Origin of the sequence: Streptomyces sp. H27-D2 (assembly GCF_035828615.1) — a bacterium.
Taxonomy (GTDB): domain Bacteria; phylum Actinomycetota; class Actinomycetes; order Streptomycetales; family Streptomycetaceae; genus Streptomyces.
The window spans coordinates 134,219-158,772 of record NZ_JAYMZR010000003.1 but is presented as its reverse complement, the minus strand read 5'-3'; the positions used below and the strand labels follow the sequence as shown (position 1 = coordinate 158,772).

Sequence of the window (24,554 nt, the reverse complement as noted above, 5' to 3'; positions counted from 1 at the left end):
CAGAGCTATGCAGAAACGATCAGCCACCCGACGCGGCGGGCCCGACGCGGCTGTGGCGCTGGATCAGCCGTCGCGCCAACCTCTATGATCGGCACATTTCCAGCATTTCCAGCGCGGATACCTCCGTCAGGCGGCCGCGAGACGAGTGCCACCCGGGAGCGAGCGATGAGCGAATCCCCCGAGGAACTGGGCAGCGCCGCAGGCACCACGCTGTCGGCGGTCACGGAACGTCGCCGGCGCGAGGCCCGGTGGCGTGATTACCGCGCCGCGTTCAACGCCGCGCAGCTCGCGATGGCCCTGGTCGACCGGCACGGCGCGGTGGTCGGCGCCAACCAGGCCCTCGGCACCCTCGTCGGCGCCGACCCGGACGCCCTGACCAGCAGGCCCGCGGCGGACGTCATCGGCCTCGGCGACGACCCGCGTACCTGGACCGCGTACCGCGAGGTGCTCGGCGGCCGACTCGACCGGCTCCGCTGCACCCGCCGCCTCAAGCACGCCGACGGCCACTCGATCTGGGCCGAGGTCACCGTCGCGCCGGTCCCGCACTCGGACCGGGTGCTGCTGTCCGTCACCGATGTCAGCGACCGGCACGACCTCCAGGCGCGGCTGCGCCATCTCCAGATGCACGACCCGGTCACCCGGCTGCCCAACCGCACCCTGTTCTTCGAGCGGCTGAACGCCGCCCTCGAATCCGCCGCCGACAACCGGGTCGCGCGGGAGCGGGCGGCGGGCGGGCGGGCGAGCGGCGGGCGGACGGACGCGGGCCGGACGGACGGCAGAGCAGCCGGACGCCGGCGCACGGGCAGCGGCCGGATCGGGATCTGCTACCTCGACCTCGACGGCTTCAAAGCGGTCAACGACACGCTCGGCCACCGCGTCGGCGACCAACTGCTCAGCGCCGTCGCCCAGCGCCTGGTGGGCTGCGCCGAACACGGCCGGGGCGGCGGCCACCTGGTGGCGCGGCTCGGCGGCGACGAGTTCGCGCTGCTGGTCGAGGACTCCACCGGCACCGAGCAGCTGGCCGAGCTGGCCGGGTCCGTACTGGAGGCGCTGCAACGGCCGTTCGACCTCGCCGGGCACCGGCTCACCGTCTCGGCGAGCATCGGCGTGGTGGAGCGGGCCGCCGCCCAGGCCACCGTCACCGGTCTGATGCAGGCCGCCGACACCACGCTGTACTGGGCCAAGGAGGACGGCAAGGCGCGCTGGACGCTCTTCGACCCGGAGCGCAACGCGCACCGGATGACCCGTCAGGCCCTGACCAGCACGCTGCGGCCGGCCGTGGAACGCGGCGAGTTCACCCTGGAGTACCAGCCACTGGTCGGCATGGACGACGGCGGCCTACGGGGCGTGGAGGCGCTGGTGCGCTGGCGTCATCCGCAGTTCGGCACGCTCGCGCCGAATCGGTTCATCGGACTGGCCGAGGAGAACGGCGCGATCGTGGAACTCGGCCGCTGGGTGCTCGCGACCGCCTGCCGGCAGGCCCGCCGCTGGCAGCTCGCGCGGCCGGAGGCCCCGGTGTTCGTGAGCGTCAACGTGGCCGTACGCCAGGTCTGGGACTCGGATCTGGTCGCGGACGTCGCCGCGATCCTGGCCGAGACCGGGCTGCCGCCCGAGCTGCTCCAGCTGGAGCTGACCGAGTCCGCGGTGATGGGCTCGGCGGGGAGGCCGCTCCAGGCGTTGCAGGCGCTCAGCGACATGGGCGTCACCATCGCCATCGACGACTTCGGGACCGGCTACTCCAACCTCGCCTATCTGAGCCGGCTGCCGGTCTCCACCCTCAAGCTCGACGGCTCGTTCGTCCGCGGCTTCCACGCCGCCGAGCACCCGAACCCGGCCGACGGGATGATCGTCGAGGCGCTGGTGCGGCTCGCCCACCAGCTCGAGCTCTCGGTCACCGCGGAGTGCGTGGAGAGCGCCGAGCAGGCGGAGCGGCTGCGGCGGATCGGCTGCGACACCGGCCAGGGCTGGTTCTACTCCCGGCCGGTGCCGCCGGACCGCATCTCCGGGCTGCTCCAGCCCGCCCCGAAGGACACGGCCCGGCCCAGCCCGAAGGACACGGCCCGGCCCGCCCCGAAGGGTGCGGTCGGCAGCGCGTGAGCGCCCCGGTCGGCTCGCCGCCGACCGGAGGGCCTACGCCGTCAGCCCGTCGGCATCCCGTAAGCGTCCGCGATCAGCTCGTACGAGCGCAGCCGGGCCTCGCCGCCGTGCGCGTTGGCCGTGATCATCAGCTCGTCGGCGCCGGTCCGCTTGACCAGGCCGTCGAGGCCCTCGCGCACCGCGTCCGCCGTGCCGTGTACGACATTGGCCAGCCAGCCGTCGACGAACTCCTGCTCCATCGGGCTGAAGTCGTAGGCGGCGGCCTCGTCGGGGCTCGGCACCAGTCCGGGGCGGCCGGTGCGCAGCCGGAGCATCGTCAAGGCGCCGGTGAGCACCTGGCGGCGGGCCTGCTTCTCGTCGTCCGCCGCGAAGGCCGAGACGCCGATCGAGGCGTAAGGCCGGTCCAGGACCGCGGACGGCCGGAAGGACTCGCGGTAGAGCTCCAGGGCCGGGATCGTGTTGGCCGCGGAGAAGTGGTGCGCGAAGGAGAACGGCAGACCGAGCGCGCCGGCCAGCTGAGCGCTGAAGCCGGAGGAGCCGAGCAGCCAGATCGAGGGGCGGTCGGGGGACTGCACTCCCCCGTCGGCGGTGGCCTGGACCGGTCCGGGCACGGCGTGGATGCGCGCGTAGCGGTGGCCGGCCGGGAAGTCGTCGTCCAGGAACCGGGTGAGTTCGGCGAGCTGCTCGGGGAAGTCGTCGGCGCCCTCGGGCGCGCGGCCACTGCGGCGCAGGGCGGCGGCGGTGGCCCCGTCCGTGCCGGGGGCCCGGCCGAGGCCGAGGTCGATCCGGCCGGGGGCCAGCGCCTCCAGGGTGCCGAACTGCTCGGCGATGACGAGGGGGGCGTGGTTGGGCAGCATCACGCCGCCGGAGCCCAGCCGGATGCGCGAGGTGTGCGCGGCGAGGTTGGCGAGGATGACCGCCGGGGAGGAACTGGCGACGCCGGGCATGGAGTGGTGCTCGGCCACCCAGAAACGGTGGAAGCCGCGGCGCTCGGTCTGCCGCGCCAGCTCGGTGGTGGACCGCAGGGCCTGGGTCGCGGTCAGCCCGGTGCCGACTGTCGCCAGGTCCAGTACGGACAGCGGTACGGGCGCGCTTCCGGTGCGCTTGCCTCGGATGGTGTCGTGCTCGTCGCCCACGGTGGCGCGCCTCCTTGATTGCTCTGCTTGTCGCAGCAAACCAACCGGAGACGCGCTCCGTTTATTCCGCGGCACCCTGACGCGCCCTGTGGATGCGCCCCGCGCATCCCGCGCCCCGTGCGCCCCGCCGTACGCGACCGCGCCCCCTACTCCGCCCCGCTACTCCAGGGGCAGCCGGGGCGCGCCGTGCGCGAAGAGCGCCCCCAGGTCGGGCCGCGCGAGCGTACGGTCCAGCAGCCGCAGCCCCTCCCAGACCGTGACCTGGTTCGCGGTCAGCACCGGCTTGCCCAGCTCGCGTTCCAGGTCGGCGAGGTAGGCGGCGGTGTGCAAGGCCGTGTCGGGCAGCAGCACGGCCTGAGCCTCGGGGTGGTCGCCGCCGCGGGCCAGCTGGAGCACCTCGGAGCGGCCCCAGGCGCCGACCTCGGCGGCGGTGATGATGCCGCTGCCGCGCATCGACACGACTTCCGCGCCCGCGGACTTGAGGAAGCCCGTGAACAGCTGCGCGACGTCCTCGGGATAGGTCGCGGCGATGGCCACCCGGTCCAGACCGAGCGCCTGGATCGCGTGGGCGAACGCGAACGACGTGCTGGAGGCGGGCAGACCGGCGGTCGCCGACAGCTCGCGGACCTGGCTGCGCGCCCCCTCCCAGCCGAAGACGAAACTCGCGCTGGTGCAGGCCCAGACCACGGCGGTGGCGCCCCGTGCCTTGAGCTCCTCGACGCCGGCCGCGAGCCGGGCCGCCGAGCCCATTTCGAGCAGGTCGTCGACGCGGTGCGCGTCCACGCCGATGTCGGTGTGGACGAGCGGCAGGCGGACCCCGCCGCCCAGCATGGCCTGGAGCCGGGGGTAGTCGTCCTCCGCCGAGTAGCCGGGGTAGAGGAACCCGACCGCCGGGTCCGCCGGATCAGCCGGACCGGGTGCGGCCGCGCCGCCGGGTGTGCCCCCGGCCGCGCTGTCCGCTGTTCCGCCGGTTGTGCCTGCCATGTCCGCCACTGCGACCTCCTGCTCACGTCTGACGGCCGTCGGACCGCCACCTCACTGCTGGGTGTTCGGTGCTTGCTGCTCGGCGTCCGGGAACGCGCCCGGAACCCCGTCCGGAGCGCCCCCGGAGCGCGCCCGGCCAGGGGATCACCCGAAGGACGGGCCGCCCGGTTCGTCCAGGTACGGCGGCGGGTCGAGCATGTCGGCCGCCTCCGACTCGGACACGGGCGGCCCCGGCGGCCCGGCGAAGGCCGCCTCGGGCGGGGGCTCCGGCGGCCGGACGAAGCCGCCGGGCGACGACGCCGATCCCGACATCGACGCCGGTCCGTGCCGCGCTACCGGGTCGAGCAGTGCCTGATAGGGGCCGACCGCCTGCTCCCCGATGGACCGCAGCGCGGCCCACATCGTCACTTGGTTGGCGGACAGGACCGGCATCCGCAGCTCCGCTTCGAGCTGCGGGATCACGTCGTAGGTGGGGAGGTTCGTACAGCTGATGAAGAGCGCGTCCGCCGCCCCGACCACCGCCTGCCGCGCCATGTCCACCACGTCGCGGTAGGGGACGCGCCAGATGTGCCGGGTCAGTCCGAGGTAGGCGCGCCCGGTGACCGTGATGCCCGCTTCGCCGAGGTAGTCCTCCAGGGAGTCCGTCACCGACTTGGTGTACGGGGTGACCACGGCGATGCGGCGCGCGCCGATCTCGCGCAGCGCTTCGAGGAGCGCACCCGAGGTGGTGAGCGCCGGTACTTCACCCGAGTGCGCCATCGCGGCGCACATCGCGCGCTCTCCGGCCAGGCCGTCGACGAAGCTCCCGGAAGTGCAGGCGTACGCCACCACCTCCGGCGCGACCTCGCACAGGGCCAGCACCGCCGAGCGCAGTGTCTGGTGTTCGCTGATCAGTCGGGCCAGGTCGAGGCTCACCTCGACCGGCACGAAAGGGGTTCGGGTCAGGTGGAGGGACACATCGTCGGGTACCCAGCGCCAGAGTTCACGGTCCAGCGCGAAATCGAAGGGAGCTACGACCCCCACGCCGCGCTGCGGCAGTGGGCCACCGAGAAAAGAGACGTCCATTGCGAGCCCCTGTAGAACGGAGGGCTTGGCCTATGGCCAGAGGAGGATGAAAAGCCGGTGCTGAGTTTCCCGGGACTGTCGGTGGACAACGCGAACACCGGAGCCTCTGGATCCTCCAACCGGGACGTCGGGACAGATGCCTGTGTTGACGAAGGTAGTTTCTGGTCCCTAGCGTGGTCAATCCCTTCCCATCATTGGCTCCTGAGCCCTTTCGACCACTCAAGCGGATCTACGTTTCGAAACGGTTTCTTGCCTATGTCCGATACAACCGTCCTTGTTCTCGACGACGAGCCTCTCCCCGGCCTCGACCGGCTCTCCGGCCGGGCCCGCGTGCTGCACAGCGACGCCAAATCCCTCGCCGAACTTTTGCCCGAAGCCGACGTGCTGTTGGTGTGGGACTTCACCTCCGACGCGGTACGCGACGCCTGGCCCGGCGACGGGCCCCGGCCGGCCTGGGTGCACACCGCGAGCGCGGGCGTGGACCGGCTGCTCTGTCCGGAATTCACCGCCTCGGACACCGTGCTGACCAACGCCAGAGGGGTGTTCGACCAGCCCATCGCCGAATACGTGGCCGGGCTCGTACTGGCCATGGCCAAGGATTTCCCCGGCAGCTGGGAGCTCCAGCGGCAGCGCCGCTGGCGGCACCGGGAGACGGTGCGGCTGGCCGGAACCCGCGCCCTGGTCGTCGGCTCCGGACCGATCGGCCGGGCCATCGGCCGCACCCTGAAGGCACTGGGTGTCACCGTGGAGCTGGCCGGACGCACGGAACGTGACGGCGACCCGGAATTCGGCCGGGTGCACGGTGCGACGGCTGTGAACGGTCTGCTGAAAGAAGCCGACTGGGTGATTTGCGCAGCGCCATTGACCGAGGCGACCCGTGGCATGTTCGACAGAAGCACATTTGAACGCATGAAGACCACGGCCCGGTTCATCAACATCGGGCGCGGGGCTCTCGTCAACGAGCGCGAACTCGTCGACGCCCTGGTCGTGCGGCAAATCGCCGGCGCGGCACTGGACGTCTTCGAGAACGAGCCGCTGGCCTCCGACAATCAGCTGTGGGACATTCCCGGGCTGCTTGTCTCACCCCATATGAGTGGCGACACAGTGGGATGGCGAAACGACTTGGCCGAACAGTTCCTCGACAATTTCGATCGCTGGGCCGCGGGCGAGCCGCTGCGCAATGTCGTCGACAAACAGCTGGGCTATGTCCCCCTGGCCTGACCGCCCGTTCCGGCCACCCCTGACCTCCCGACCTCCCGACCTCCCGACCCCTTGATCCCCGTGGAGGGCTGCATGACCGAGCTCAGCGACCTGACGGCCGTCCGACTCGTCGAGGGCTACGCCTCCGGCGCCTTCTCCCCCGTCGAGGCGACCCGCGCCGCCCTCGACCGGGCCGACACCGCGCAGGCCGCCGTCAACGCCTTCGTCCGGGTGGACGCCGAAAGCGCGCTGGAGCAGGCGGCCGAAGCCGAGCGCCGGTGGCACCGGGGCGAGCCGGCCGGGCTGCTCGACGGCGTCCCGGTGACGGTCAAGGACCTGCTGCCGCTGCGCGGCGGGCCGACGCTGCGCGGCTCGCGGACCGTACGGGCCGACTCGCAGCGCTGGCAGGAGGACGCTCCTTCGGTGGCCAGGATGCGCGAGCACGGCGCGGTCTTCCTCGGCAAGACGACCACCCCGGAGTTCGGCTGGAAGGGCGTCACGGACAGCCCGCGGCACGGGGTGACCGGCAATCCGTACGACCCGGCGCGCACCGCGGGCGGCTCCAGCGGCGGCAGCGCGGCGGCGGTCGCGCTCGGCGCGGGGCCGCTGAGCCTGGGCACCGACGGCGGCGGCTCGGTCCGCATCCCCGCCTCGTTCTGCGGCGTCTTCGCGCTCAAGCCCACCTACGGGCGGGTGCCGCTCTATCCCGCGAGCCCCTTCGGGACGCTGGCCCATGTGGGGCCGATGACGCGCGACGCGGCCGACGCGGCGCTGCTGATGGACGTGATCACCGCGCCGGACGCCCGCGACTGGTCCCAGCTGGGCCCTGTGCCGGACGGCGGCTTCCGGGAGGGGCTGGGCGACGGCGTCGCCGGGCTGCGGATCGCGTACAGCCCCGACCTGGGCGGCCGGGTGCCGGTCGCGCCGGACGTCGCGGCGGCGGTGCGGCGGACGGCTGAGCAATTGGCGGAGTTGGGGGCGCACGTCGAGGAGAGTGAGCCGGCGCGCGAGCTGCTGCGCGGCTCCGCGGCGGAAGAGGCGTTCCATGTGCTGTGGTTCAGCGGCGCGGCGCGGGTCATCCAGCACCTGGACCCCGAGCAGCGGGCGCAGCTCGATCCGGGGCTGTTGGAAATCTGCGAGCGGGGCGCGCGGTACAGCGCTCTGGACTACGTCGCGGCGGTGGACGTCCGGATGGCGCTGGGGCAGGCGATGGGCGCCTTCCACGCCTCGTACGACCTGTTGCTGACCCCGACCCTGCCGATCACCGCTTTCGGCGCGGGGCTTGAGGTGCCCGAGGACTCCAAGTACACCCGGTGGACGGGCTGGACGCCGTTCAGCTATCCGTTCAATCTCACGCAGCAGCCCGCGGCGAGCGTCCCTTGCGGGCTGGATCGCGACGGGCTGCCGATCGGCGCGCAGCTGGTGGCCGCACGCCATGCGGACGCGCTGGTACTGCGGGCCGCGCACGCCCTCTACGAGAGCGGGGCGGCGGACCTTCCCGCGCCCCGGCCCGCGCCGCGGCCAGCGCCCCGGCCCGCGGCTACGCCCGGCGGAAGCTGAGCGACTCGCCGAGCGCCCCGGCGCGCCACAGGTCCTGGCAGGCGTCGGCCATCCGGTCCAGGCCGTCGGTGATCGTGCCCCAGACGATGCCGGGCACCCAGCCCGCGTCGCCGTTGATGAGCAGGTTGTTGCGTTCGTAGAACAGCGCGAGGTCGACGACCTGGGTGCGGCCCTGGTACTTGGCCTTCGCCTCATAGCCGTACGACTTGGTGCCCAACTGGGTGTCGGAGAAGGTGAAATAGCACAGATCACCCGGAATGGGGGTGACCGTCGGATTCTCCATCGGCGGTTCGGCCGGGGCGAACGGCGACAGCAGGGTGTAGATCTCGTTGCGGGCGTACTTCGCGTGGTAGACGTCGCCGCTCAGCGGAAGGGCGTTCCACACCGCGTCGCAGGTGATCGGTGCGCGCTCGTCGAGCAGCTTCGCGGTGCAGGTCACGCCGCGCTTGTCGAGCGAGACTTCAATGAAACGATCGGTCACCAAGGCACTCCTCCGCGGTTCTCAGGTCTACGCGTGCGCGTAAGCCTGTAACCAGGAGAGGTCAAGAGGGGCACACCGGTCAACACCGCAACGCCTAGATCAAGGGCTGGAAACGGTCCGCATGATTTCGGCCGAGTCGGGTAGTGGCGCGCCCATGGCTCCACCACAGGGGAACAACGCAAGAAGTACCGGAAGCGGAATCCGGCGCCGTTCGCTGCTCGCAGGGGCGGCGGCGCTGGGCGCCGTGGGGGCGATGGGCGCGACGAGCGCCTGTAGCCGGGTGTCCACAGCGGACACCGGAGACGGGGGAGAGCTACTGGAGCGCCTGCGGGCGCAGGGCACGGTACGGCTCGGGCTCGCGGGCGAGCAGCCGTACAGCTACATCGGCAAGGACGGCAAGATGACCGGCTCGGCTCCGGCCATCGCCCGGCACATCTTCGAGCGGCTGGGCGTGCCGAAGGTCCAGCCGTTCCCGACCGAGTTCGGCTCACTCATCTCGGGCCTGAACTCGCAGCAGTTCGACGTGGTCGCGGCCGGGATGTACATCAACGAGGAACGCTGCAAGCAGGTGCTCTTCGCGGACCCCGAGTACCAGATGCTCGACGCCTTCCTGGTGGCCAGGGGGAACCCGAAGAAGCTGCACACCTACAAGGACATCGCGAAGAGCGGCGCGAAGATGGCGACCGGCGTCGGTTACGCCGAGATCGCCTACGCCGAGGAGGCCGGCGTCAAGAACATCACGACCCTGCCGGACCAGCTCGCCGGTCTGCTCGCCGTCGAACAGGGCCGCGTCGACGTCTTCGTGGGCACCGCGGTGACCATCCGCAACGTCGTCAAGGAGACCGAGACCAAGCGGGCCGAGGCGACCGACGAGGTCACCCCGCTGGTGAAGGGCGAGCCGGTCATCGACGTGGGCGGTTTCGCCTTCCGCACCGCCGAGACCAAGCTCCGTGACGCCTTCAACAAAGAGCTCCACAAGATGAAGGACAGCGGTGAGCTGCTTCGCCTCATGCGGCCCTTCGGGTTCACGAAGGACCAGATGACGGACATCACCGCAGAGGAGAAGTGCAATCCATGAGTGAGATCTCCTGGGGTTTGTGGAAACTCCTGCTCAACGGCCTGTGGGTCACCGTGCAGCTCACGGTCTACAGCGCCGCCCTCGGCGCCGTCGTCGCCTTCGGCATCGGCATGTGCAGCACGCACCGGCTGCGCATCGTCCGGTTCCTCGCCGGTTTCTACGTCGCGATCTTCCGCGGCACGTCCGCGCTGGTGCTGATGTTCTGGATGTTCTTCGTGCTGCCGGTCGCCTTCGGCTGGCAGCTCGTCCCCCTGTGGGCCGCCGTGCTCGCGCTGGGGCTCTCCTACGGCGCGTACGGCTCGGAGGTCGTCCGCGGCGCCATCCAGGCGGTGGCTCCGGCGCAGCGCGAGGCGGGCATCGCGCTCAGCTTCTCGCCCGCGCAGCAGATGCGGAAGGTCATCCTTCCGCAAGCCTGGCCCGAGATGCTGCCGCCCTTCAACAACCTGCTGATCGAGCTGCTCAAGGGCACCGCGCTGGTCTCGATCATGGGCGTGGGCGACATCACCTTCGGCGCCGCGCTGATCCGCAACGCCACCGGCCAGAGCGCGCCCGTCTACACCATCATCCTGGTGATGTACTTCGTGCTCGCCTTCGTCATGACCCGCGGTATGCGCGTCCTGGAGCGGCACGCGAAGGCCTCGATCGGTCAGGCGCCCGAGAAAGGCGTGGGAGTGCTGCGCAAGCTCAACCTCCGCCAGCAGACCGAGATCTCGCGTGACCTCAACAGCGCTGGGGGTATCTGATGACGTGGGATTGGTCCGCGGTCGACGCTTTCATGCCGAAGTTCTGGGACGGCCTGCTCGTCACGCTCCAGGCTGTCGTGCTCGGCTCACTGATCGCCTTCACACTCGGGCTCGTCTGGGCGATGGCCCAGCGGTCCTCGCTGAAGGCCGTGCGCTGGCCGGTGAACATCGTCACCGAGTTCATCCGCAACACGCCCCTGCTGGTTCAGCTGTTCTTCTTCTACTACGTACTGCCCGAGTGGGACATCACCTTCTCCGCGCTGACCACCGGCGTCGTCGCGCTCGGCCTGCACTACTCGACGTACACCGCGGAGGTCTACCGCGCCGGCATCGAGGGCGTGCCGGTCGGCCAGTGGGAGGCGGCCACCGCGCTCAGCCTGCCGCGCGGCCGCACCTGGGGCGCGGTGATCCTGCCGCAGGCGATCCGCCGGGTCGTCCCGGCGCTGGGCAACTACGTCATCGCGATGCTCAAGGATTCCCCGATGATCGCCACCATCGGCGTACTGGAGATGCTGGGCGAAGCCCGGCAATTCGGCGCCCAGACCTTCGTGATGACCGAGCCCATCACCATCGTCGGCATCGCCTTCATCCTCATCGCCTACCCGGCTTCTCTTCTCACGCGAGCCCTGGAGCGTCGTCTTGTCCGCTGACAACAGCACTTCGCAGGAAATCGTCAACCCCACAGTGGACGGCAGCGAGCTGATCCGCTTCGACGGGGTCACCAAGCGCTTCGGCAGCAACACGGTCCTCGACCATCTCGACTTCAAGGTCCAGTCCGGGAAGCACGTCACCCTGATCGGGCCGTCCGGATCGGGCAAGACCACGATCCTGCGGCTGCTGATGACGCTGCTGAAGCCCGACGAGGGCACCATCAAGGTCGGCGGCGAGCTGCTCACGCACGAGGACAGAGGCGGCAAACTCGTCCCCGCGGGCGAGAAGCACACCCGTGAGGTCCGCAAGAAGATCGGCATGGTCTTCCAGCAGTTCAACCTCTTCCCGAACATGAAGGTGCTGCGGAACATCACCGAAGCGCCGGTGCACGTGCTCGGGCTGAGCAAGGACGAGGCCGAGGAACGGGCGCGCGATCTGATGGAGCTGGTCGGGCTGACCGAGCACATCGACAAGTACCCGACGCAGCTCTCCGGCGGCCAGCAGCAGCGGGTCGCCATCGCGCGCGCCCTGGCGATGCGGCCGCAGGTGCTGCTGCTCGACGAGGTCACCTCCGCGCTCGACCCGGAGCTGGTGGCCGGCGTACTGGACGTCCTGCGGGACATCGCGCACACCACGGACATCACGATGCTGTGCGTCACCCACGAGATGAATTTCGCGCGGGACATCTCCGACGACGTGCTGATGTTCGACGCGGGCCGGGTCATCGAGTCCGGTTCGCCGGAGAAGATCTTCACCGAGCCGGAGCACGAGCGGACGAGGGAGTTCCTGAGCGCCGTCCTGTAGCGGCGCGGCCCTGTGCGGCGCGGCCCTGTGCGGCGCGGCCCTGTGCGGCGCCGTACAGGACCGAAGGACGACAGCGGCGCGCTTCCTGCCCCCAGCGGCTCGGAGCGCGCCGCCAATTTGACCAACAGCCCAGGTGCCGGTGCTGGACCTCCAGGAGTACGCGGTCGGCACGGTCTGCGCGGCCGTCCCGATCACGGCGGGCGCGACGGTCTGCTGCCTGGCCCTCTCGCTCCCGATCGACCAGGCCCACCGGCTGCACGAGGCCGCCTTCGCGCTGAACCGCGGGGCCGCCCCGGTCATGCTCTCGCTCGCGCTCTGACCGGCGGGGCGGGCGCGCGGCACCCTGTCGCGCCGGGCCGGATGCCCCGGCCGCCGCCCATGGTCCGGAGCACTCCCCTCCAGCAGGTAGTATTTTTTCGTCGGCACGCGCCGCTAGCTCAGTTGGTTAGAGCAGCTGACTCTTAATCAGCGGGTCCGGGGTTCGAGTCCCTGGCGGCGCACGTTTGATCATGCAGTGACCTGGGCGTTCTCGGTTTCCCGAGGACGCCCGGAGTCGTTTCCGGGGTACGTGTGGTGCGGCCCCGCGCAGCCGTTTCCGGCAGCTGCCCGGTCACGCGGCGATCGTGAAGCCCCCGGCGCGCGATGCGGCGGCGGGCGGCCGGGCGAGCTCGAACCACAGCAGCTTGCCGTTGACGCCGAAGATGTCGTCGCCCAGGCGATAGCCGCCCCAGTCGTCGGCGCACAGCCGAACCAGCTCCAGCCCGCGCCCGCTCTCCGCGTTGGCGTCGGCGTCGACATGCACGGGCAGCGGAACAGGGCGTCCGCCGCTGCACGCACGTCCATGGAAAAGTGGCGGAATGACCGGGTCTGTATCCCAGACGCTGATCCGCAACCGCCCGGCCAGCTCGCGCAGCCGCAGTTCGGCCGGGCCCTCGGTGTGCTGGTAGGCGTTGGTCACCAGCTCCCCCGCCAGCAGCTCGGCGATGTCGATCAGGCTTCCCATGCCGTGACTGCCGAGTACGGCCCGCAGGGTCGTCCGGGCGATGCGCGGGGCGCGGGGATCGTGCGGAAGGTGCAGGGCGTAGCCCCAGCCCGGCGATACGGTTGCCATGGAATCCTCCTGCGGAATGGTGGAGTTGGAGCACCCGGCCGGCGCGAGGGCCCAGCGGTGGCATTGCCGCGTACGCGGTGCGCTGCCGGCTTATGCGCCGGGCCGGTCGAGTGGCTTGGCTCACACCGTAGCGGCATTTGTAGAATGCTTTCTAGAAAACCTATGGCTGTCGACACACTCCGCTCGAAGGAGTGACGCCGGGCCACTGTGTGCGAGCAAGGAGAAGCCGAAGATGCCTCCGTCCACCCCTCCCCCGCCGGTGCGGCGGCGCCGCCTTGGGACCGAGCTGCGCAGGCTCCGGGAGCGCACCGATCTGTCCGCCACCGAGGCGGCCAAACGTCTGGGCGTCACCCAGTCGCGCGTCAGCAACATCGAAGCCGGCCGCTACGGCGTCAGCGCGGACCGTGTACGCACTCTGGCCAGCCACTACGAGTGCGCGGACCAAGCGCTCGTCGACGCGCTGGCCGCGATGACCGGCGACCGGAAACGGGGCTGGTGGGAGGAGTACCGGGAGATGCTCCCAGCCGGCTTGCTGGAGCTCGCCGAGCTCGAACATCACGCCACAGCGCTCCGCGTGGCGCAGGTGATCAATATCCCCGGGCTCCTGCAGACACCCGCGCATGCCCGCGCGCTCTTCGGGGAGTCCGTTCCACCGCTGCCGGCACATGAGATCGAGCACCGGGTCTCGCACCGCATCAAGAGGCAAGCGGTTCTCCACCAGGACAATCCGCCGCAGTACACGGCGATCATCCACGAAGCCGCCCTGCGCATGCAGTTCGGAGGGCCGGCCACGACTCGCAGTCAGCTGGAGCACCTGATCGCTGTCAGCGAGCGGGAGCACATCACCATCGCCGTCATCCCCTTCGGAAGCACGTCCTTCCCGACGTCAGCCCAGGGAGTCGACTACATCTGCGGGTCGGTGCCGCAGCTCGACACCGTCGGTATCGATACCTCGACGGGCAGCGAACTCACGGACGATGCCTCCAGGTTGGCGAAGTACCGCTTGGTACTGGACCGCATGGAGAGTGTCACCCTGCCACCGGATCTGTCCCGCGATCTCGTGCACCGGATCATCCGCGAACTCTGAAAGGTCACCACGTTGCCCACGCTCGCCTGGCAGAAGTCCTCGTACAGCGAAGAAGGGTCGTCCTGCCTCTACGTCGCCGCCGATCCTGGCAAGGCCCTGCGCCTCCGGGAGAGCGACGACCCCGACGTCATCCTCGCCACCACCCCGACCGCGCTCAGCACACTCATAGCCGCGATCAAGAACGGCCGGTTGGACCACCTCACGCAGTCGTGAATCAGAAGCGGCCGCACCCCGCTCACCGTTCCAGCAACTCCTCGCGCCCCTGGGCGCGGAAGCGCTCGCGCAGAGCTGTGCGGTCCTGGGCGGTCAGGGGGCGGTACGCGGGACCGGGGCGGCCCGGGTCCGGTGGGGTCCACCAGACCGGGTCGGCACAGGTGAAGTTCTCGCGGCGCAGGCTCACGCGGTGCACCTTGTTCGTCGCGGTCACCGGCATTCTCGGGACGATGCGCAGGAAGCGCGGGGCCATTTTGGTGCCCAGGTCCGGCTGCTCGGCGAGGAAGGCCGCGAAGACGTCCGGGCCGAAGGACGTGCCTGCTGCGAGCGCCAGCGCCGCCATCACCTGGTCGCCGGCGACCGGGTCGGGGATCGCGTAGACGGCGACCGAGGCGGCGGCGGGGAAGCGGGCGAGGATGTTCTCGATGACGGCGGCGGCGAGGTTCTCGCTGTCCACCCGTAGCCGGTCGTCGGCGCGGCCTGCGAAGTGGAAGAAGCCGTCGGTGTCGCGGAAGAAGAGGTCGCCGGTCACAGCAGCGCGGCGCGGGCCGCTGCCCCGGCGGCGGCCTGGTGGTGGCTGAGCGCCTGGTCCTCGAAGAGCAGGCCGGGCCGGTGGTCGCCCCATTGGGCGGTGACGAGATCCGCGACGGTGGTGAGCTGATGTCCCATGGGGTGCACGATAATTGACTGAGCGTCAGGTGGGGAGGGCGCGTCGGGATGAGGGGCGGTCGGGGCGCAGCTCTCCGGGGGCGCGATCGACACTCCCGGAGTCTGCGGGCACCCGGGTCCGGCACCGGAGGCCCGGATCGGGCCCGCTACCGAGGAGGGGCTACCGGCTCGGGCCAACGGTGCCGGATCGTGCAGCCCGGGGCACCGGCTCGGACAAGGAGGGCAGACCGCCCCAGGGAGCCGCACAGCCCCAGCGGCACCGAGCCCGGACCGGACGAGGGAGGGGCGCGTCGATCCGGGACGCCCGCGCAGCTGCCCGGCACGCGGCCTCCAACGGCCCCCGATCCGGGTCGGATGGGCAAGCGTGCCTCGGCCGGGGAGTCCGGCGGGGACACCCCCGACCGCACCAGGCTGCGGAGCGCGCACCGTAGAGCACGCCACACGCAGCCGCCCTGCGGATATATGTACGTGGCACCCGTACGGGTGCCGCCCCGCAAGGCCCAGTGGCGCGGCGCAACGCGCTCGGCGACACTGATCCCTACCTGCGCTGGGTCCAGCGGTGGCGTCGGTCGGCGTACAGGCCGGGCTCGCCTCGCTGGAATTGGCCCGGGAAACCGAGTCGGACCGTCCGGTGAACTACCGGACTCCGGAGGCCTGGTGGGCGATCTGCACCGGGCTCACTCCGGGCGGCGGTGCGAGTCGCTGTCCGGGCCACGCGTCGGCGTGGCCGGTTCTCCCCGGGAAACGGTCGATTTCCACGGAGGTCCGCCGGACGGCCGAGGCCGCTCCGGCACGGAGGAGGACATGGTGAGCACCCCTGTAGTCGAACACGAACACGAACACGAACGGCCCGGCACCGACGACGCCCCCTGCACGGCGCCGATTCTGCTGCTGGCCGGGGACGACGACGAGGGTGTCGCCGAGACGCACATCTGGCGCAGCATCGACTGACGAGGCGAGCCGCGCGGGGCGGGGCGGGGGGCGGGGGCGCGGGGGGCGCGGGCAACGTCCAGCCCGCCCCGCCCCGCCCCGCGCTCGCTCACGAGGCCGGCGGCGCCACCGGGGTGTCGCGGTGGATGACACGCGAGAGCGTGAGCAGCCGGCCGTCCCGGCGGACCAGCACGTCGTCCACGGTGAAGGTCGGCTGGAAGCTCACGTTCCCCTCGCGGCTCGTCTGAGTGACGAGCGTGTAGTACGAGACGCGCAGCCTGTCGTCCCCGTCGGGCTCGATCAGCAGATGCCCGAACCAGTGCCGGACCGCGATGTCCTGGTAGCGCGGCAGGCTCGCTCGCATGCCCGCGACCATGGCCTCCCGGCCCTGGGCCCGCTCGCCGGTGCTGTGCACGACGAATCCGTCGTCGGTGAAGGTGTCCGCGAACCCTTCGATGTCCAGGGAGTCCACTTTCCGCATCTGGCGTGCGTAGAAGGTCTGCACCTCCGCGTAGAGATCCCCGGTGACCTGCTGACTGACTGCCTGGACCGCCTGAGACACGGCGACTCCCTCCGGTAACGGCCTGCCGCCCGCGCCTGGCGGCACGAGCCCGGCTCACGCTGCCCGTACGCGCTCCAGGTCCGCTGGAGATTCGCTCGGACCGGGCGGCTGGGCGGGCCACGAGCAGCGAGGCCGCTACCTCGCCTCCGCGCCGATCTTCGCGCCGATCCGCTCCGCGCTGATCAGCTCCGCCGCCCGCTCGGCGATCATGACGGTCGGCGCGTGCGTGTGCCCCCGGGTGATGCGCGGCATGACGGAGGCGTCCACCACGCGCAGCCCCCGTACGCCCCGCACCCGCAGCTCCGGGTCGACGACCGTGTCGTCCCCGCTGCCCATCCGGCAGGTTCCGACGGGGTGGTAGAGCGTCTCGGAGTGTTCGCGGATGTGCTGCGCGACGACCTCGTCGGACGCCGGTCCCGGCCAGGGGGCCATCGGGCCGGCCACGTACCGGCGCAGCGCCTCCGCGTCGAAGACCTTCTCGGCGAAGCGCACCCCGGCGGTGAGGCGGCGCAGGTCGGCGGCGGCGCTGAGATAGCCCGCGTCGATGACCGGCGGCAGCGCGGCGTCGGCGGCGGCCAGCGTGATGCGACCGCTGCTCTCGGGCTGGAGCAGGATGACGCCGAGGGTGAAGCCGTGTTCGGTCGGCGGGGTCAGGCCGTGCCGTACGAAGGGGCCGGGGGCCCAGATGAGTTCCAGGTCGGGGGCGGCGAGGCCGTCCTCGCTGCGGATGAAGGCGACCGCCTCGCCGACGTTGGAGGTGAGCGGCCCGCGCCGGGCGAGCAGATAGCGGGCCAGGTTGGCGGGGGTGTCCGCGCCGGTGAGGCTGATCGGCCCGACGGAGTGCCGCAGCAGCATGGTGGCGAGGTGGTCCTGCAAGTTCCGCCCGACGGCCGGGAGTTCGACGCGCGGCTGGATGCCGACCTCGCGCAGCTGGTCCGGGTCGCCGATGCCGGAGAGCATCAGCAGCTGCGGGGAGCCGATCGCGCCCGCGCTCAGCACGACCTCCCGGCGGGCGCTCAGCCGGCCGTCGGCCAGCTCGACGCCGGTCGCCCGGGTCCCGCTCGCGTCGAAGAGGACCTTGCGGACCTGCGCGCCGGTGATGACCTTGAGGTTCGCGCGCCGCCTGGCGGGCCGCAGGTAGCCGTCCGCGGCGCTCCAGCGGCGGCCCCGGTGCTGGTTGAGCGGAGTGAGCGCGCAGCCGCTGTGGTCCGGGCCGTTGAGCTCCGGCAGCCGCTCGACGCCGGTCTCGGCGCAGGCGTCGAGGAAGGCCGCGGAGACCGGGTTCGGGTCGCGCGGCGGCTCGATCCACAGCGGTCCGCGGCTGCCGTGCACGCCGCCCGAGGCCGGCTCGCCCGTCCAGCGCTCCGCCCGGCGGAAGTAGCGCAGCGTCTCGTCGTACGACCACTCGGGCCCGGCCGACTCGGCCCAGCCGTCGTAGTCGTCGCGGTGGCCGCGCACCCACATCATGGCGTTGAGCGAGGAAGAGCCGCCGAGCGTACGGCCGCGCGGCCAGTACAGCTCGCGGTCGTCCAGTCCGGGCTGCGCGGTGGTGGTGAAGTCCCAGTCGTACGGCGTCTTGAAGAGCTTCGGGAAGGCCGCCGGGATGCGCACCTCCGGCTTGCGGTCCCGGCCGCCCGCCTCCACGAGCGCGACGCGCACGGTCGGGTCCTCGGACAGCCGCGCGGCGAGCACACAGCCCGCCGAACCCGCGCCCACGATCACATAGTCGTACACATGGCTGGTCACAGGGACAGTGTGCTGGCGGACCGCCCTCGCGCGCTCGGAGATCGCCGAACCGGGGGTGACACGGCTCGAACTCCCAGGAAGCGATGGCTCATTGGGGTCGCACACCGCGCAGGTCGGCCCCGCGTGCGAGGAGCGCACGCGAAGCCGACCTATCGGCCGCTACGGCAGGGTGTCCGTGGCGACCGGGCGTCCGTGGCGACCGGGTGACTCGGACCGGCGGGTACCGGCGGGGAAGCACCTCGGGAAGCGCCGGCGCGCGCTAGAACTGCACGTCCGAGCAGGCGTAGAACGCGTTGCCGGTGTCGTTGATGGTCCAGACGCCGACTATCAGGTGCTTGCCGGCCTTCTGGGTGGGCACCGTGCCCTGGTGGACCACGGTCGCGGGCGGCTGCGCGCCCCCGTAGTTGACGGTCAGGAACGGCTGGCTCTCCAGGTCGGCGCGGGTGAGCGCCCTGCTGGGGTTGTAGCCGGACTTGGTGATGTAGTACTTGAAGTTGGTCGTCGAGTGCCGGGCGGTGAGCCGCCAGGTGAAGCTGTAGCCCTGGCCGCCGGTGAGCTTGGTGGCGGGCCAGCTGCCGCCGCGCGGGTCGTCGAGCTGCGCGAAGGTGCTGTTGCCGCCACTACAGATCTTGCCGTCCGCCGGGCCGCCGGCCGGGAAGCCCTTCGGGCCCTCGACGCTCTGCGGCTCCCACTGGATGGGGCCGCAGTTGGTCACGGTCCCTTTGGCGCACAGCGATTGACGACTGGGGGGCTGGTCGGTGTAGCCGTGACTGCTGGCGCTGCCGGTCGACATCATCGACACGGCGGCGAGACTGAGGCCGAGCACGGCAGCGCTGATCTTCTTACGCATGCTTCGCTCCTGAAGAACGTGGGGGATGTTCTGGGGGACGGAGGGCGCTGCGGTCTAGACCAAGTCGGAGCCTAGACCTGACCCTTGGTCATGTCCAGACCAATGGAACCGAGAATTCGGGCGCAGCCGGCCCGCGATCCCTTCACCAGCTCGCCATTGGGCAGATCATTACCGTCCACCCACGACCGCGCCTCGTCCGCGCTCCGACCGCCCGCCAACTGCCGCTGCATCAAGCGCTGTTGCAGTACCTCGTCGGACGCCTCGACGTACCAGACCTCGGCCATCAGCCTGCGGGCATCGGCCCAGCCCGGCTCGTCGAGGGCGAGGTAGTTGCCCTCGGTGACCAGCAGCCGGGCGCTCGGCGGCACCCGGTGCCGGGCGGCGACCGGCTCGTGCAGGGTCCGGTCGTAGTCCGGGACGTAGATGTCCCCGTCGGACCCGTCGGACCCGTCGGACCCGTCGGACCCGCCGGACCGGCCGGACCCATCGGACCCGCCGGACCCATCCGACTCACCGCTCGCCCCGCCCCCAGCGCCCTCGCGCGGCTGCACGATCCGGCGAAGCAGCGCCGCGTACCCCCAGACGTCGAAACTCGGCGCGGAGCCCTTGCGGGACGTCAGCCCCAGCCGCTCCAGCTGTGCGTTGGAGAGGTGGAAGCCGTCGAGCGGTACGTACGCGGCGGTGCCCGGCCCGTACCGCCGTTCGACGCCGGCGACCAGGGCCGTCGCCAGCGTGGACTTGCCCGCGCCGGGCGGCCCGGCCAGCCCCAGTACGGTTCGCGACGGGCCGCCCCGCTCGGTCAGCCGCCAGGCGTCCGCGACCAGTCGGTCGAGCACGGGCGCACCGAGCACCGGCCCGCCGCGCACCGGTCCGTCCGCCGTCAGTCCGTCGATCTCCATGGCCACCGCCATACCCGCTGCCGCCCGGACCATCCGCCCCCGGGCGGCCGGGAGTCAGCTCTTGTCGACCGCGCTCTCGCGCGAGGTGTAGAAGGCCACGGTCAGATCCTTGACCAGGGCCTTGCGCTCGTAGTCGTCCAGCTCGACGAGCCCGCGCTCGGTCAGCCGGGCGACCGTGTCGTGCACCGCGTCCACCACCGAGCTGAGCACGCCGTCCCGCTGCTTGGCGTCGATCGCCGAGATCTGACTGCGGCGCATCGCCGCCGCGACCTCCGGCGCGTACTCGATCCGGGTCGGCTGCGCGGAGAAGACCTGGATGCCGACCGGCTCGCACTCGGCCGCCAGAACCCTGGTCATCGAGTCGCCGACGGCCTCCGCGTCGCGCAGCGTCGGCGCGTCGGCGTGGAAGGCGTCGGTCGGCAGCTGCGAGAGCACCCGCGCCAGCGCGGCCTCGACCTGCTCGCTCAGATACTCCTCGTGGTCCTCGACGCCGAGCATCGCGCGCGCGGTGTCCCGGACCCGCCAGACGACCACGACCACCACGACCAGCGCCACGCCGTTGGCGTCGACGGCCGGCATCGGATCGCTGTGCCAGTGCCGCAGCCGTACGTCCAGCCGGCGGCGGAGCTGTGCCGGGCTCATCCAGACGAGCCCGGTGCGCCGGACGCTCCCCTGGTAGCGGCCGCACAGCGTCAGCACCCAGGCGTTGCCCACCCGGCCCCGGGAGAGGCCGCCGAACGCGAGCACCACGAGCACCGCGCCTACGGCGAGCGCCGCCCACAGGCCCGCCTCGGCGTAGCGGGAGTCGAAGCCCAGCCGCTCGCGGACCGGGAGGTGGAGGGCGCGCATCGTGCGTACGGGGGCGACGCCGGTCCACCACACCAGTGCGGCGCAGCCGCCGGACGCGAGCAGCCCGACGAACAGCGCCAGCCAGCCGGACAGCACGCGGCCGGGCCGCTCGGTCAGCTCGGAGTCGACGGCGAGCGTCTGGCGCGCGGTGAGTGCGTCCAGCGCGCGGTGCCGGGTGCGGCTGGGGGCGTTCGTCCGGGTCATCGGGTCCGAGCCGTCCGCACGGGCCGCCGTGTCCGCGAGCGCGGTGGCCGCGGCGATGCCCTCCATGGCGGCGGTGGTCGCGCCCGGGGCACTGCCGGAACCGGTGGCGTCCGGGTCGAGGACGCGCGGCTGCTCGGTCGTGTCGTCCTCGCGGAAGAGCATGTCCATGGGGATGCCGTCGCCGTGCCAGACGGCGCGGACCCGCAGGCCGGAGGCTGCGGCCGGGGTCACGGCCTTGACCGCGGGCACGAGTGCGCCTTCGGCCATCGGCGCGGCTTCGGAAACGGACGGGGCCTCGGATGCGGGGGCGGATGCGGAGGGGGCCTCGGACGCGGACCCGATGGTCTCAGCCGCCGCCTCCGCGCCCGCCGCCCCCGCGCCCGGCCCCGCGGACACCGGCTCGGCCAGGAGACCCGCGCCCCGCTCCCCCGCCGTAGCCCCGTCGGGCACATCAGCCTCACCGGTCCCACCCGCCGGTACGTCGAAGGCCGCACCGGCCCGGCCTTCGGCGGCCCACTCCTCGGCCGCCCGGTCCTCGGCGGCGCGCTCCTCGGCGTCCCACCCCTCGGCGGCCCAGCCCCCGGCGTCCCAGCTCTCGGTCGGGCTCTCGGCCGGGCGCCCGACCGCGTCCGGAGCGTGTCCCGTTGCCGCGCGAGCCCACGCGTCGCCCGACTCCCGGCCCTGGCTCAAGCTGTCGCCGTACCCCCGTCCCTGCTCCTCGGCCGCGTCCGCGGCCTGCTGTTCGCTTGTCGCCTTCGAATCCATGTTCTGCTCCGTCATCGGAAGAGCCGCCGCCACGTCTCGGGGCCCGGGTAGCCGTCGGCGGAGGAATCTCGCCAACCCTGAGCGCGTTGGAACGCCTCGACATTGCGTCGGTCGGGCTCGGACCAGGTGGGTCCGGGGCCGGAGGTGTAGTGCGTGCCGAAGCCCTTCTTCACGAGCTGCCTGCCGAGCTGGGTCACATACGCGTTCGACTGTCCGGGCCGGAAGTACTGGCTGCCGGGAAAGGCCGTGGAAGCCGTGGAAGAGGCCCCGCCCGAAGTGCTCCCGCCACCGATGTCCTTGCCCTTCCCGTTCACCAGGTAGTCCCAGGTAGTCGGCCCGGGAATGCCGTCCGCGTCCCGGCCCGTCCAGCCCTGCGCCTCCTGGAACGCCTCGGTCGCCCTGCGGTCCTCGTCGGACCAGCGCGGACCCGGCCCCGAGGTGTAGAACGTCGCGCCTCCGCGCCGGACGAGCATCTCGCGGAGCCGGGTGACGTGACGGTTGTCCGCCCCGAACCCGAAGGCGTCCGCACCGGGAAATCCGTCTGCTTTCTCAGCCCCCACGAGATGGTTGTAGCGGTACGCGACATACCTGCCGGAGTTGTTCCAGTAAGCGTAAGGCGTGCTGTGCTTCACCGTGTGCGGCCAGGTCTGCTCGTACGCGATGTATTGCGTCCGCTCCGAATCCGCCCAGCCGCCGAAGAGGGTGACGTGCGAACCCGACGCGGGATTCCTGGGATTGTGGAACAGCAGCATGTCGCCCGGCAGCAGGTCTTCTTTTCTGTATATCGGGATGCCGAACTGCGCGAGGCTGCCCGTCCACTGATTGCTGCCGAGGCCCCAGGCCATCGAGACAAAGCCCGAGCAGTCCTGCCGATAGCCGTCCGACCAGTAGCCCCTCGCCCTGTACGGCACCCGCTGGTCCACCCACTGCTGCGCGCGGCTGATGATCTCGGCCCGGCTCGCGGGCCGGGGCCGGTCCGCGGCCGGCGTGACGCTCCGGCCGCTCCCGGCCCCGCCGAACAGCCCGCCGGCCGCCCCCTGCGGGGTGCCGGGCGACGGCGGCGCGGCCTCGCGCGCAGCGGCCTTCCCGGTGCCGGATGCGACCGCGCTCGGCCCGTTCGCCGAGGTCACCGCAGTCTTCATCAGCACGCTCTTCCCACTGGCGGAGACGCTGCCGGGACCGCTGCCGGGGCCGCTGCCGGGACTGCTGCCGAAAGGATGACAGGCGACGACAGCGGCGCCCGCGCCGCCGCTGAGCACGGCGCCCGCAGCCGCGACGAGCAGGACGGCCCGGCGCAGGCCGCGCGCTCCGGGGTGGCCGCCGTGCTGCACTGCCGTCGCCCGCAGCATCGCGCGCCGTTCATGAATGCAGCCCGCGCAGTCGCAATCGATCGCGGGTTCTACATCGACAAATGCGGGCACCGTCATGGAAGCCCCCTCCGGGCCGATTGCGGACGCGTCGCGCAACCACGCAGTCACCGGCTACTCAACTGACCGGAGATACAGCAGGTTGACGGATCAAATGACGATCACACCCAACATAAGCGATTCGGTGGCGCGTTTTCGGTCGCGACCCGCACGAATTTTCGGCCTCCCGGCACTTTCGCCCCAACGGCCATTCGGCGCAGCCGGACCCGGACGCCGTGAAGCAGCCGGGAGAGAATCACGAAGGCCCGACACGGGAACCCGCGAAGACCCCGTCGGGGGAAATGGCGCGGGCGGGGGAAACGGCTCGGAGAAGGGCGGTGATTCCACGGAATTCCGGGCCTCGGCCGCCCCGGGGTGGCGGGCGTCACACCCGGCTCCCAGCCGCCCCCGCATGGCCGGTCCGGAGCACCTGTAAGTGTCGGGTAAGATTTTCCGAGTCAAGCGCCGCTAGCTCAGTTGGTTAGAGCAGCTGACTCTTAATCAGCGGGTCCGGGGTTCGAGTCCCTGGCGGCGCACACGACACTCCGGGCTTCCCCGTCCTCGACGGGGAAGCCCGGAGTCGTTTCCGGCTCCGGCCGCCGGCCCGGCTCCGGGGCGTAGACGGGAACCGCTGGCCAAATCGGAGGTTCGGGTGCAGAGTCGCGGGATGGCGAGGGACATCCAGGAGCGGATCAAGAAGCTGATCATCGACCAGCGACTGCCGTCCGGCGCCTCACTGCCCACCGAGACCGAACTCATGGAACTGCTCGGTGTCAGCCGCAACTCCGTGCGCGAGGCCCTCAAAGCGCTCCAGGCGATGGGCATCGTCGAGATCCGGCACGGCTTCGGGACCTACGTCGGGCCGATGTCGATGGCCCCGATGATCGAGGGCCTGACCTTCCGCACCGTCGCCGGGCACTACCGCGGCGAGGACAGCCTGCTCCAGTTGCTGGAGCTGCGCGAGGCGGTCGAGACCGGGCTGATCTCCCGGCTGGTCGGCCGGGCGCCGGAAGCCGATCCGGCCGAGCTGGACGCGCTGGTCGAGCGGATGACCCAGGAGGCGGCGGCCGGCGCGGTACGGGCCGAGACGGACCGGGCCTTCCACGCGGCGCTCTACCGCGGGCTGGACAATCCGCTGCTGAGCGAGGTCCTCGAAGCGTTCTGGGACGCCTTCCACCGGGTCAGAACCGACCTGGCCGACGTCCACCAGGACCCGAAGATCACCTGCTCGCAGCACCGGGAGATCCTGGCGGCGGTCCGCTCGGGCGACGCGGTCCGGGCGGAGCAGGCGATACGTGACCATTTCGGGAATATCCGCAAGCGCTTGCGGAGTTCGAACGTCCATTGATGTCCGTATCCGGCATCAGCTCGGTCTCATTGCCTGGCTATGCCCGGTAAACACCTTGTTTCTCCCTTGCGATCACGAGGTAGCATCCGAGACCCTGAGCTGAAGCCAAAGGCTCA

The 24,554-nt window shown here is 71.4% G+C and carries 23 protein-coding genes, 2 tRNA genes and 2 pseudogenes; 14 read left to right on the top strand and 13 right to left on the bottom strand.

Features of this window, described 5'->3' with window-relative positions; translation table 11 throughout:
- The first annotated feature begins 165 nt into the window (after positions 1 to 165).
- The gene (locus QMK28_RS02445; RefSeq protein WP_326435270.1) at positions 166 to 2,097 is read left to right on the top strand and encodes a putative bifunctional diguanylate cyclase/phosphodiesterase; all 1,932 of its coding nucleotides are present in this window, start codon (positions 166 to 168) and stop codon (positions 2,095 to 2,097) included.
- A gap of 41 nt (positions 2,098 to 2,138) precedes the next feature.
- Here the strand turns inward: QMK28_RS02445 and QMK28_RS02440 are convergent, their stop codons facing one another.
- From QMK28_RS02440 to QMK28_RS02430, 3 genes are all read right to left on the bottom strand, one after another.
- Positions 2,139 to 3,269 carry an LLM class flavin-dependent oxidoreductase gene (locus QMK28_RS02440; RefSeq protein WP_443050508.1) on the bottom strand — a complete coding sequence of 377 codons (1,131 nt, stop codon included), beginning with the start codon at positions 3,267 to 3,269 and terminating at the stop codon, positions 2,139 to 2,141.
- Positions 3,270 to 3,392: 123 nt separating this feature from the next.
- Positions 3,393 to 4,226, bottom strand: a complete 834-nt coding sequence (locus tag QMK28_RS02435; RefSeq protein ID WP_443050500.1) for a maleate cis-trans isomerase family protein — start codon at positions 4,224 to 4,226, stop codon at positions 3,393 to 3,395.
- Between the two features lie 135 nt (positions 4,227 to 4,361).
- Positions 4,362 to 5,282 (bottom strand): maleate cis-trans isomerase family protein, encoded by a 921-nt coding sequence (locus QMK28_RS02430; RefSeq protein ID WP_326435267.1) that lies wholly within the window; start codon positions 5,280 to 5,282, stop codon positions 4,362 to 4,364.
- A 255-nt stretch (positions 5,283 to 5,537) separates the two neighbouring features.
- On the opposite strand from QMK28_RS02430, the gene QMK28_RS02425 reads away from it, so the two are divergent.
- Positions 5,538 to 6,503 carry a D-2-hydroxyacid dehydrogenase gene (locus QMK28_RS02425; RefSeq protein WP_326435287.1) on the top strand — a complete coding sequence of 322 codons (966 nt, stop codon included), beginning with the start codon at positions 5,538 to 5,540 and terminating at the stop codon, positions 6,501 to 6,503.
- 72 nt (positions 6,504 to 6,575) lie between these two features.
- Positions 6,576 to 8,042 (top strand): amidase, encoded by a 1,467-nt coding sequence (locus QMK28_RS02420; RefSeq protein WP_326435266.1) that lies wholly within the window; start codon positions 6,576 to 6,578, stop codon positions 8,040 to 8,042.
- On the opposite strand, the gene QMK28_RS02415 is transcribed toward QMK28_RS02420, so the two are convergent.
- Positions 8,023 to 8,523, bottom strand: coding sequence for a DUF3830 family protein (locus tag QMK28_RS02415; RefSeq protein ID WP_326435265.1), 501 nt, complete (start codon positions 8,521 to 8,523; stop codon positions 8,023 to 8,025). The genes QMK28_RS02420 and QMK28_RS02415 overlap by 20 nt on opposite strands.
- 154 nt (positions 8,524 to 8,677) lie before the next feature.
- Here QMK28_RS02415 and ehuB point away from each other — a divergent pair, with 154 nt between their 5' ends.
- The 6 genes and pseudogenes from ehuB (at position 8,678) to QMK28_RS02385 (ending at position 12,299) form a co-directional block, all read left to right on the top strand.
- Positions 8,678 to 9,601, top strand: coding sequence for an ectoine/hydroxyectoine ABC transporter substrate-binding protein EhuB (gene ehuB, locus QMK28_RS02410; protein ID WP_443050499.1), 924 nt, complete (start codon positions 8,678 to 8,680; stop codon positions 9,599 to 9,601).
- Complete coding sequence (gene ehuC / locus QMK28_RS02405; protein ID WP_326435263.1) at positions 9,598 to 10,344, top strand: ectoine/hydroxyectoine ABC transporter permease subunit EhuC; 747 nt, start codon at positions 9,598 to 9,600, stop codon at positions 10,342 to 10,344. Before ehuB ends, ehuC begins: the two co-directional genes overlap by 4 nt.
- Positions 10,344 to 10,994 (top strand): ectoine/hydroxyectoine ABC transporter permease subunit EhuD, encoded by a 651-nt coding sequence (ehuD, locus tag QMK28_RS02400; RefSeq protein ID WP_326435262.1) that lies wholly within the window; start codon positions 10,344 to 10,346, stop codon positions 10,992 to 10,994. The genes ehuC and ehuD overlap by 1 nt, the downstream gene beginning before the upstream one ends.
- Positions 10,995 to 11,028: 34 nt before the next feature.
- A complete protein-coding gene (gene ehuA / locus QMK28_RS02395; RefSeq protein WP_443050507.1) occupies positions 11,029 to 11,799 on the top strand; it encodes an ectoine/hydroxyectoine ABC transporter ATP-binding protein EhuA in 771 nt (256 codons plus the stop codon).
- A 127-nt stretch (positions 11,800 to 11,926) separates the two neighbouring features.
- Positions 11,927 to 12,118, top strand: a pseudogene (locus QMK28_RS02390) (IclR family transcriptional regulator); the annotation flags it as partial.
- Between the two features lie 107 nt (positions 12,119 to 12,225).
- Positions 12,226 to 12,299 (top strand) — tRNA-Lys (locus QMK28_RS02385).
- A gap of 110 nt (positions 12,300 to 12,409) precedes the next feature.
- Here the strand turns inward: QMK28_RS02385 and QMK28_RS02380 are convergent.
- The gene (locus QMK28_RS02380; RefSeq protein ID WP_326435260.1) at positions 12,410 to 12,910 is read right to left on the bottom strand and encodes an ATP-binding protein; all 501 of its coding nucleotides are present in this window, start codon (positions 12,908 to 12,910) and stop codon (positions 12,410 to 12,412) included.
- Positions 12,911 to 13,142: 232 nt separating this feature from the next.
- Here QMK28_RS02380 and QMK28_RS02375 point away from each other — a divergent pair, with 232 nt between their 5' ends.
- Complete coding sequence (locus QMK28_RS02375) at positions 13,143 to 13,997, top strand: helix-turn-helix domain-containing protein (protein WP_326435259.1); 855 nt, start codon at positions 13,143 to 13,145, stop codon at positions 13,995 to 13,997.
- Positions 13,998 to 14,009: 12 nt separating this feature from the next.
- The gene (locus QMK28_RS02370) at positions 14,010 to 14,210 is read left to right on the top strand and encodes a DUF397 domain-containing protein (protein WP_326435258.1); all 201 of its coding nucleotides are present in this window, start codon (positions 14,010 to 14,012) and stop codon (positions 14,208 to 14,210) included.
- Between the two features lie 22 nt (positions 14,211 to 14,232).
- On the opposite strand, the pseudogene QMK28_RS02365 reads toward QMK28_RS02370, so the two are convergent.
- Positions 14,233 to 14,739 (bottom strand): annotated as a pseudogene (locus QMK28_RS02365) (AMP-binding enzyme); the annotation flags it as partial.
- Positions 14,739 to 14,879 carry a hypothetical protein gene (locus QMK28_RS02360; protein WP_326435257.1) on the bottom strand — a complete coding sequence of 47 codons (141 nt, stop codon included), beginning with the start codon at positions 14,877 to 14,879 and terminating at the stop codon, positions 14,739 to 14,741. The pseudogene QMK28_RS02365 and the gene QMK28_RS02360, both read right to left, overlap by 1 nt.
- Before the next feature lie 804 nt (positions 14,880 to 15,683).
- Between QMK28_RS02360 and QMK28_RS02355 the strand changes: the two genes are divergently transcribed.
- The gene (locus tag QMK28_RS02355) at positions 15,684 to 15,830 is read left to right on the top strand and encodes a hypothetical protein (RefSeq protein WP_326435256.1); all 147 of its coding nucleotides are present in this window, start codon (positions 15,684 to 15,686) and stop codon (positions 15,828 to 15,830) included.
- Between the two features lie 88 nt (positions 15,831 to 15,918).
- Here QMK28_RS02355 and QMK28_RS02350 read toward each other — a convergent pair whose 3' ends face one another.
- From QMK28_RS02350 to QMK28_RS02325, 6 genes are all read right to left on the bottom strand, one after another.
- The gene (locus QMK28_RS02350; protein WP_326435255.1) at positions 15,919 to 16,371 is read right to left on the bottom strand and encodes a nuclear transport factor 2 family protein; all 453 of its coding nucleotides are present in this window, start codon (positions 16,369 to 16,371) and stop codon (positions 15,919 to 15,921) included.
- A gap of 135 nt (positions 16,372 to 16,506) precedes the next feature.
- Positions 16,507 to 18,117, bottom strand: coding sequence for a GMC family oxidoreductase (locus tag QMK28_RS02345; RefSeq protein ID WP_326435254.1), 1,611 nt, complete (start codon positions 18,115 to 18,117; stop codon positions 16,507 to 16,509).
- A 259-nt stretch (positions 18,118 to 18,376) separates the two neighbouring features.
- Positions 18,377 to 18,967 carry a lytic polysaccharide monooxygenase auxiliary activity family 9 protein gene (locus tag QMK28_RS02340; RefSeq protein ID WP_326435253.1) on the bottom strand — a complete coding sequence of 197 codons (591 nt, stop codon included), beginning with the start codon at positions 18,965 to 18,967 and terminating at the stop codon, positions 18,377 to 18,379.
- Between the two features lie 71 nt (positions 18,968 to 19,038).
- Positions 19,039 to 19,866: a nucleoside/nucleotide kinase family protein gene (locus QMK28_RS02335; protein ID WP_326435252.1), complete on the bottom strand. Its 828-nt coding sequence runs from the start codon at positions 19,864 to 19,866 to the stop codon at positions 19,039 to 19,041.
- A 54-nt stretch (positions 19,867 to 19,920) separates the two neighbouring features.
- On the bottom strand, positions 19,921 to 21,684 hold the full coding sequence (locus QMK28_RS02330) for an SPFH domain-containing protein (RefSeq protein ID WP_326435251.1): 1,764 nt from the start codon (positions 21,682 to 21,684) through the stop codon (positions 19,921 to 19,923).
- An 11-nt stretch (positions 21,685 to 21,695) separates the two neighbouring features.
- The gene (locus QMK28_RS02325; RefSeq protein ID WP_326435250.1) at positions 21,696 to 23,111 is read right to left on the bottom strand and encodes a peptidoglycan-binding protein; all 1,416 of its coding nucleotides are present in this window, start codon (positions 23,109 to 23,111) and stop codon (positions 21,696 to 21,698) included.
- A 441-nt stretch (positions 23,112 to 23,552) separates the two neighbouring features.
- Between QMK28_RS02325 and QMK28_RS02320 the strand changes: the two genes are divergently transcribed.
- Both QMK28_RS02320 and QMK28_RS02315 read left to right on the top strand, forming a co-directional pair.
- Positions 23,553 to 23,626: transfer RNA gene (locus QMK28_RS02320), tRNA-Lys, on the top strand.
- 131 nt (positions 23,627 to 23,757) lie between these two features.
- Complete coding sequence (locus tag QMK28_RS02315; RefSeq protein WP_326435249.1) at positions 23,758 to 24,438, top strand: FadR/GntR family transcriptional regulator; 681 nt, start codon at positions 23,758 to 23,760, stop codon at positions 24,436 to 24,438.
- Positions 24,439 to 24,554: the final 116 nt, after the last annotated feature.

Excerpts from the sequence above, each read along its gene's own strand:
- ehuB (WP_443050499.1), top strand. The coding sequence starts at position 8,678 with ATGGCTCCACCACAGGGGAACAACGCAAGAAGTACCGGAAGCGGAATC.
- QMK28_RS02430 (WP_326435267.1), bottom strand. The coding sequence starts at position 5,282 with ATGGACGTCTCTTTTCTCGGTGGCCCACTGCCGCAGCGCGGCGTGGGG.
- QMK28_RS02355 (WP_326435256.1), top strand. The coding sequence starts at position 15,684 with ATGGTGAGCACCCCTGTAGTCGAACACGAACACGAACACGAACGGCCC.
- QMK28_RS02360 (WP_326435257.1), bottom strand. The coding sequence starts at position 14,879 with ATGGGACATCAGCTCACCACCGTCGCGGATCTCGTCACCGCCCAATGG.
- ehuD (WP_326435262.1), top strand. The coding sequence starts at position 10,344 with ATGACGTGGGATTGGTCCGCGGTCGACGCTTTCATGCCGAAGTTCTGG.
- QMK28_RS02445 (WP_326435270.1), top strand. The coding sequence starts at position 166 with ATGAGCGAATCCCCCGAGGAACTGGGCAGCGCCGCAGGCACCACGCTG.
- QMK28_RS02340 (WP_326435253.1), bottom strand. The coding sequence starts at position 18,967 with ATGCGTAAGAAGATCAGCGCTGCCGTGCTCGGCCTCAGTCTCGCCGCC.
- QMK28_RS02425 (WP_326435287.1), top strand. The coding sequence starts at position 5,538 with ATGTCCGATACAACCGTCCTTGTTCTCGACGACGAGCCTCTCCCCGGC.
- ehuC (WP_326435263.1), top strand. The coding sequence starts at position 9,598 with ATGAGTGAGATCTCCTGGGGTTTGTGGAAACTCCTGCTCAACGGCCTG.
- QMK28_RS02315 (WP_326435249.1), top strand. The coding sequence starts at position 23,758 with ATGGCGAGGGACATCCAGGAGCGGATCAAGAAGCTGATCATCGACCAG.
- QMK28_RS02380 (WP_326435260.1), bottom strand. The coding sequence starts at position 12,910 with ATGGCAACCGTATCGCCGGGCTGGGGCTACGCCCTGCACCTTCCGCAC.
- QMK28_RS02375 (WP_326435259.1), top strand. The coding sequence starts at position 13,143 with ATGCCTCCGTCCACCCCTCCCCCGCCGGTGCGGCGGCGCCGCCTTGGG.
- QMK28_RS02325 (WP_326435250.1), bottom strand. The coding sequence starts at position 23,111 with ATGACGGTGCCCGCATTTGTCGATGTAGAACCCGCGATCGATTGCGAC.
- QMK28_RS02330 (WP_326435251.1), bottom strand. The coding sequence starts at position 21,684 with ATGGATTCGAAGGCGACAAGCGAACAGCAGGCCGCGGACGCGGCCGAG.
- QMK28_RS02335 (WP_326435252.1), bottom strand. The coding sequence starts at position 19,866 with ATGGAGATCGACGGACTGACGGCGGACGGACCGGTGCGCGGCGGGCCG.
- QMK28_RS02420 (WP_326435266.1), top strand. The coding sequence starts at position 6,576 with ATGACCGAGCTCAGCGACCTGACGGCCGTCCGACTCGTCGAGGGCTAC.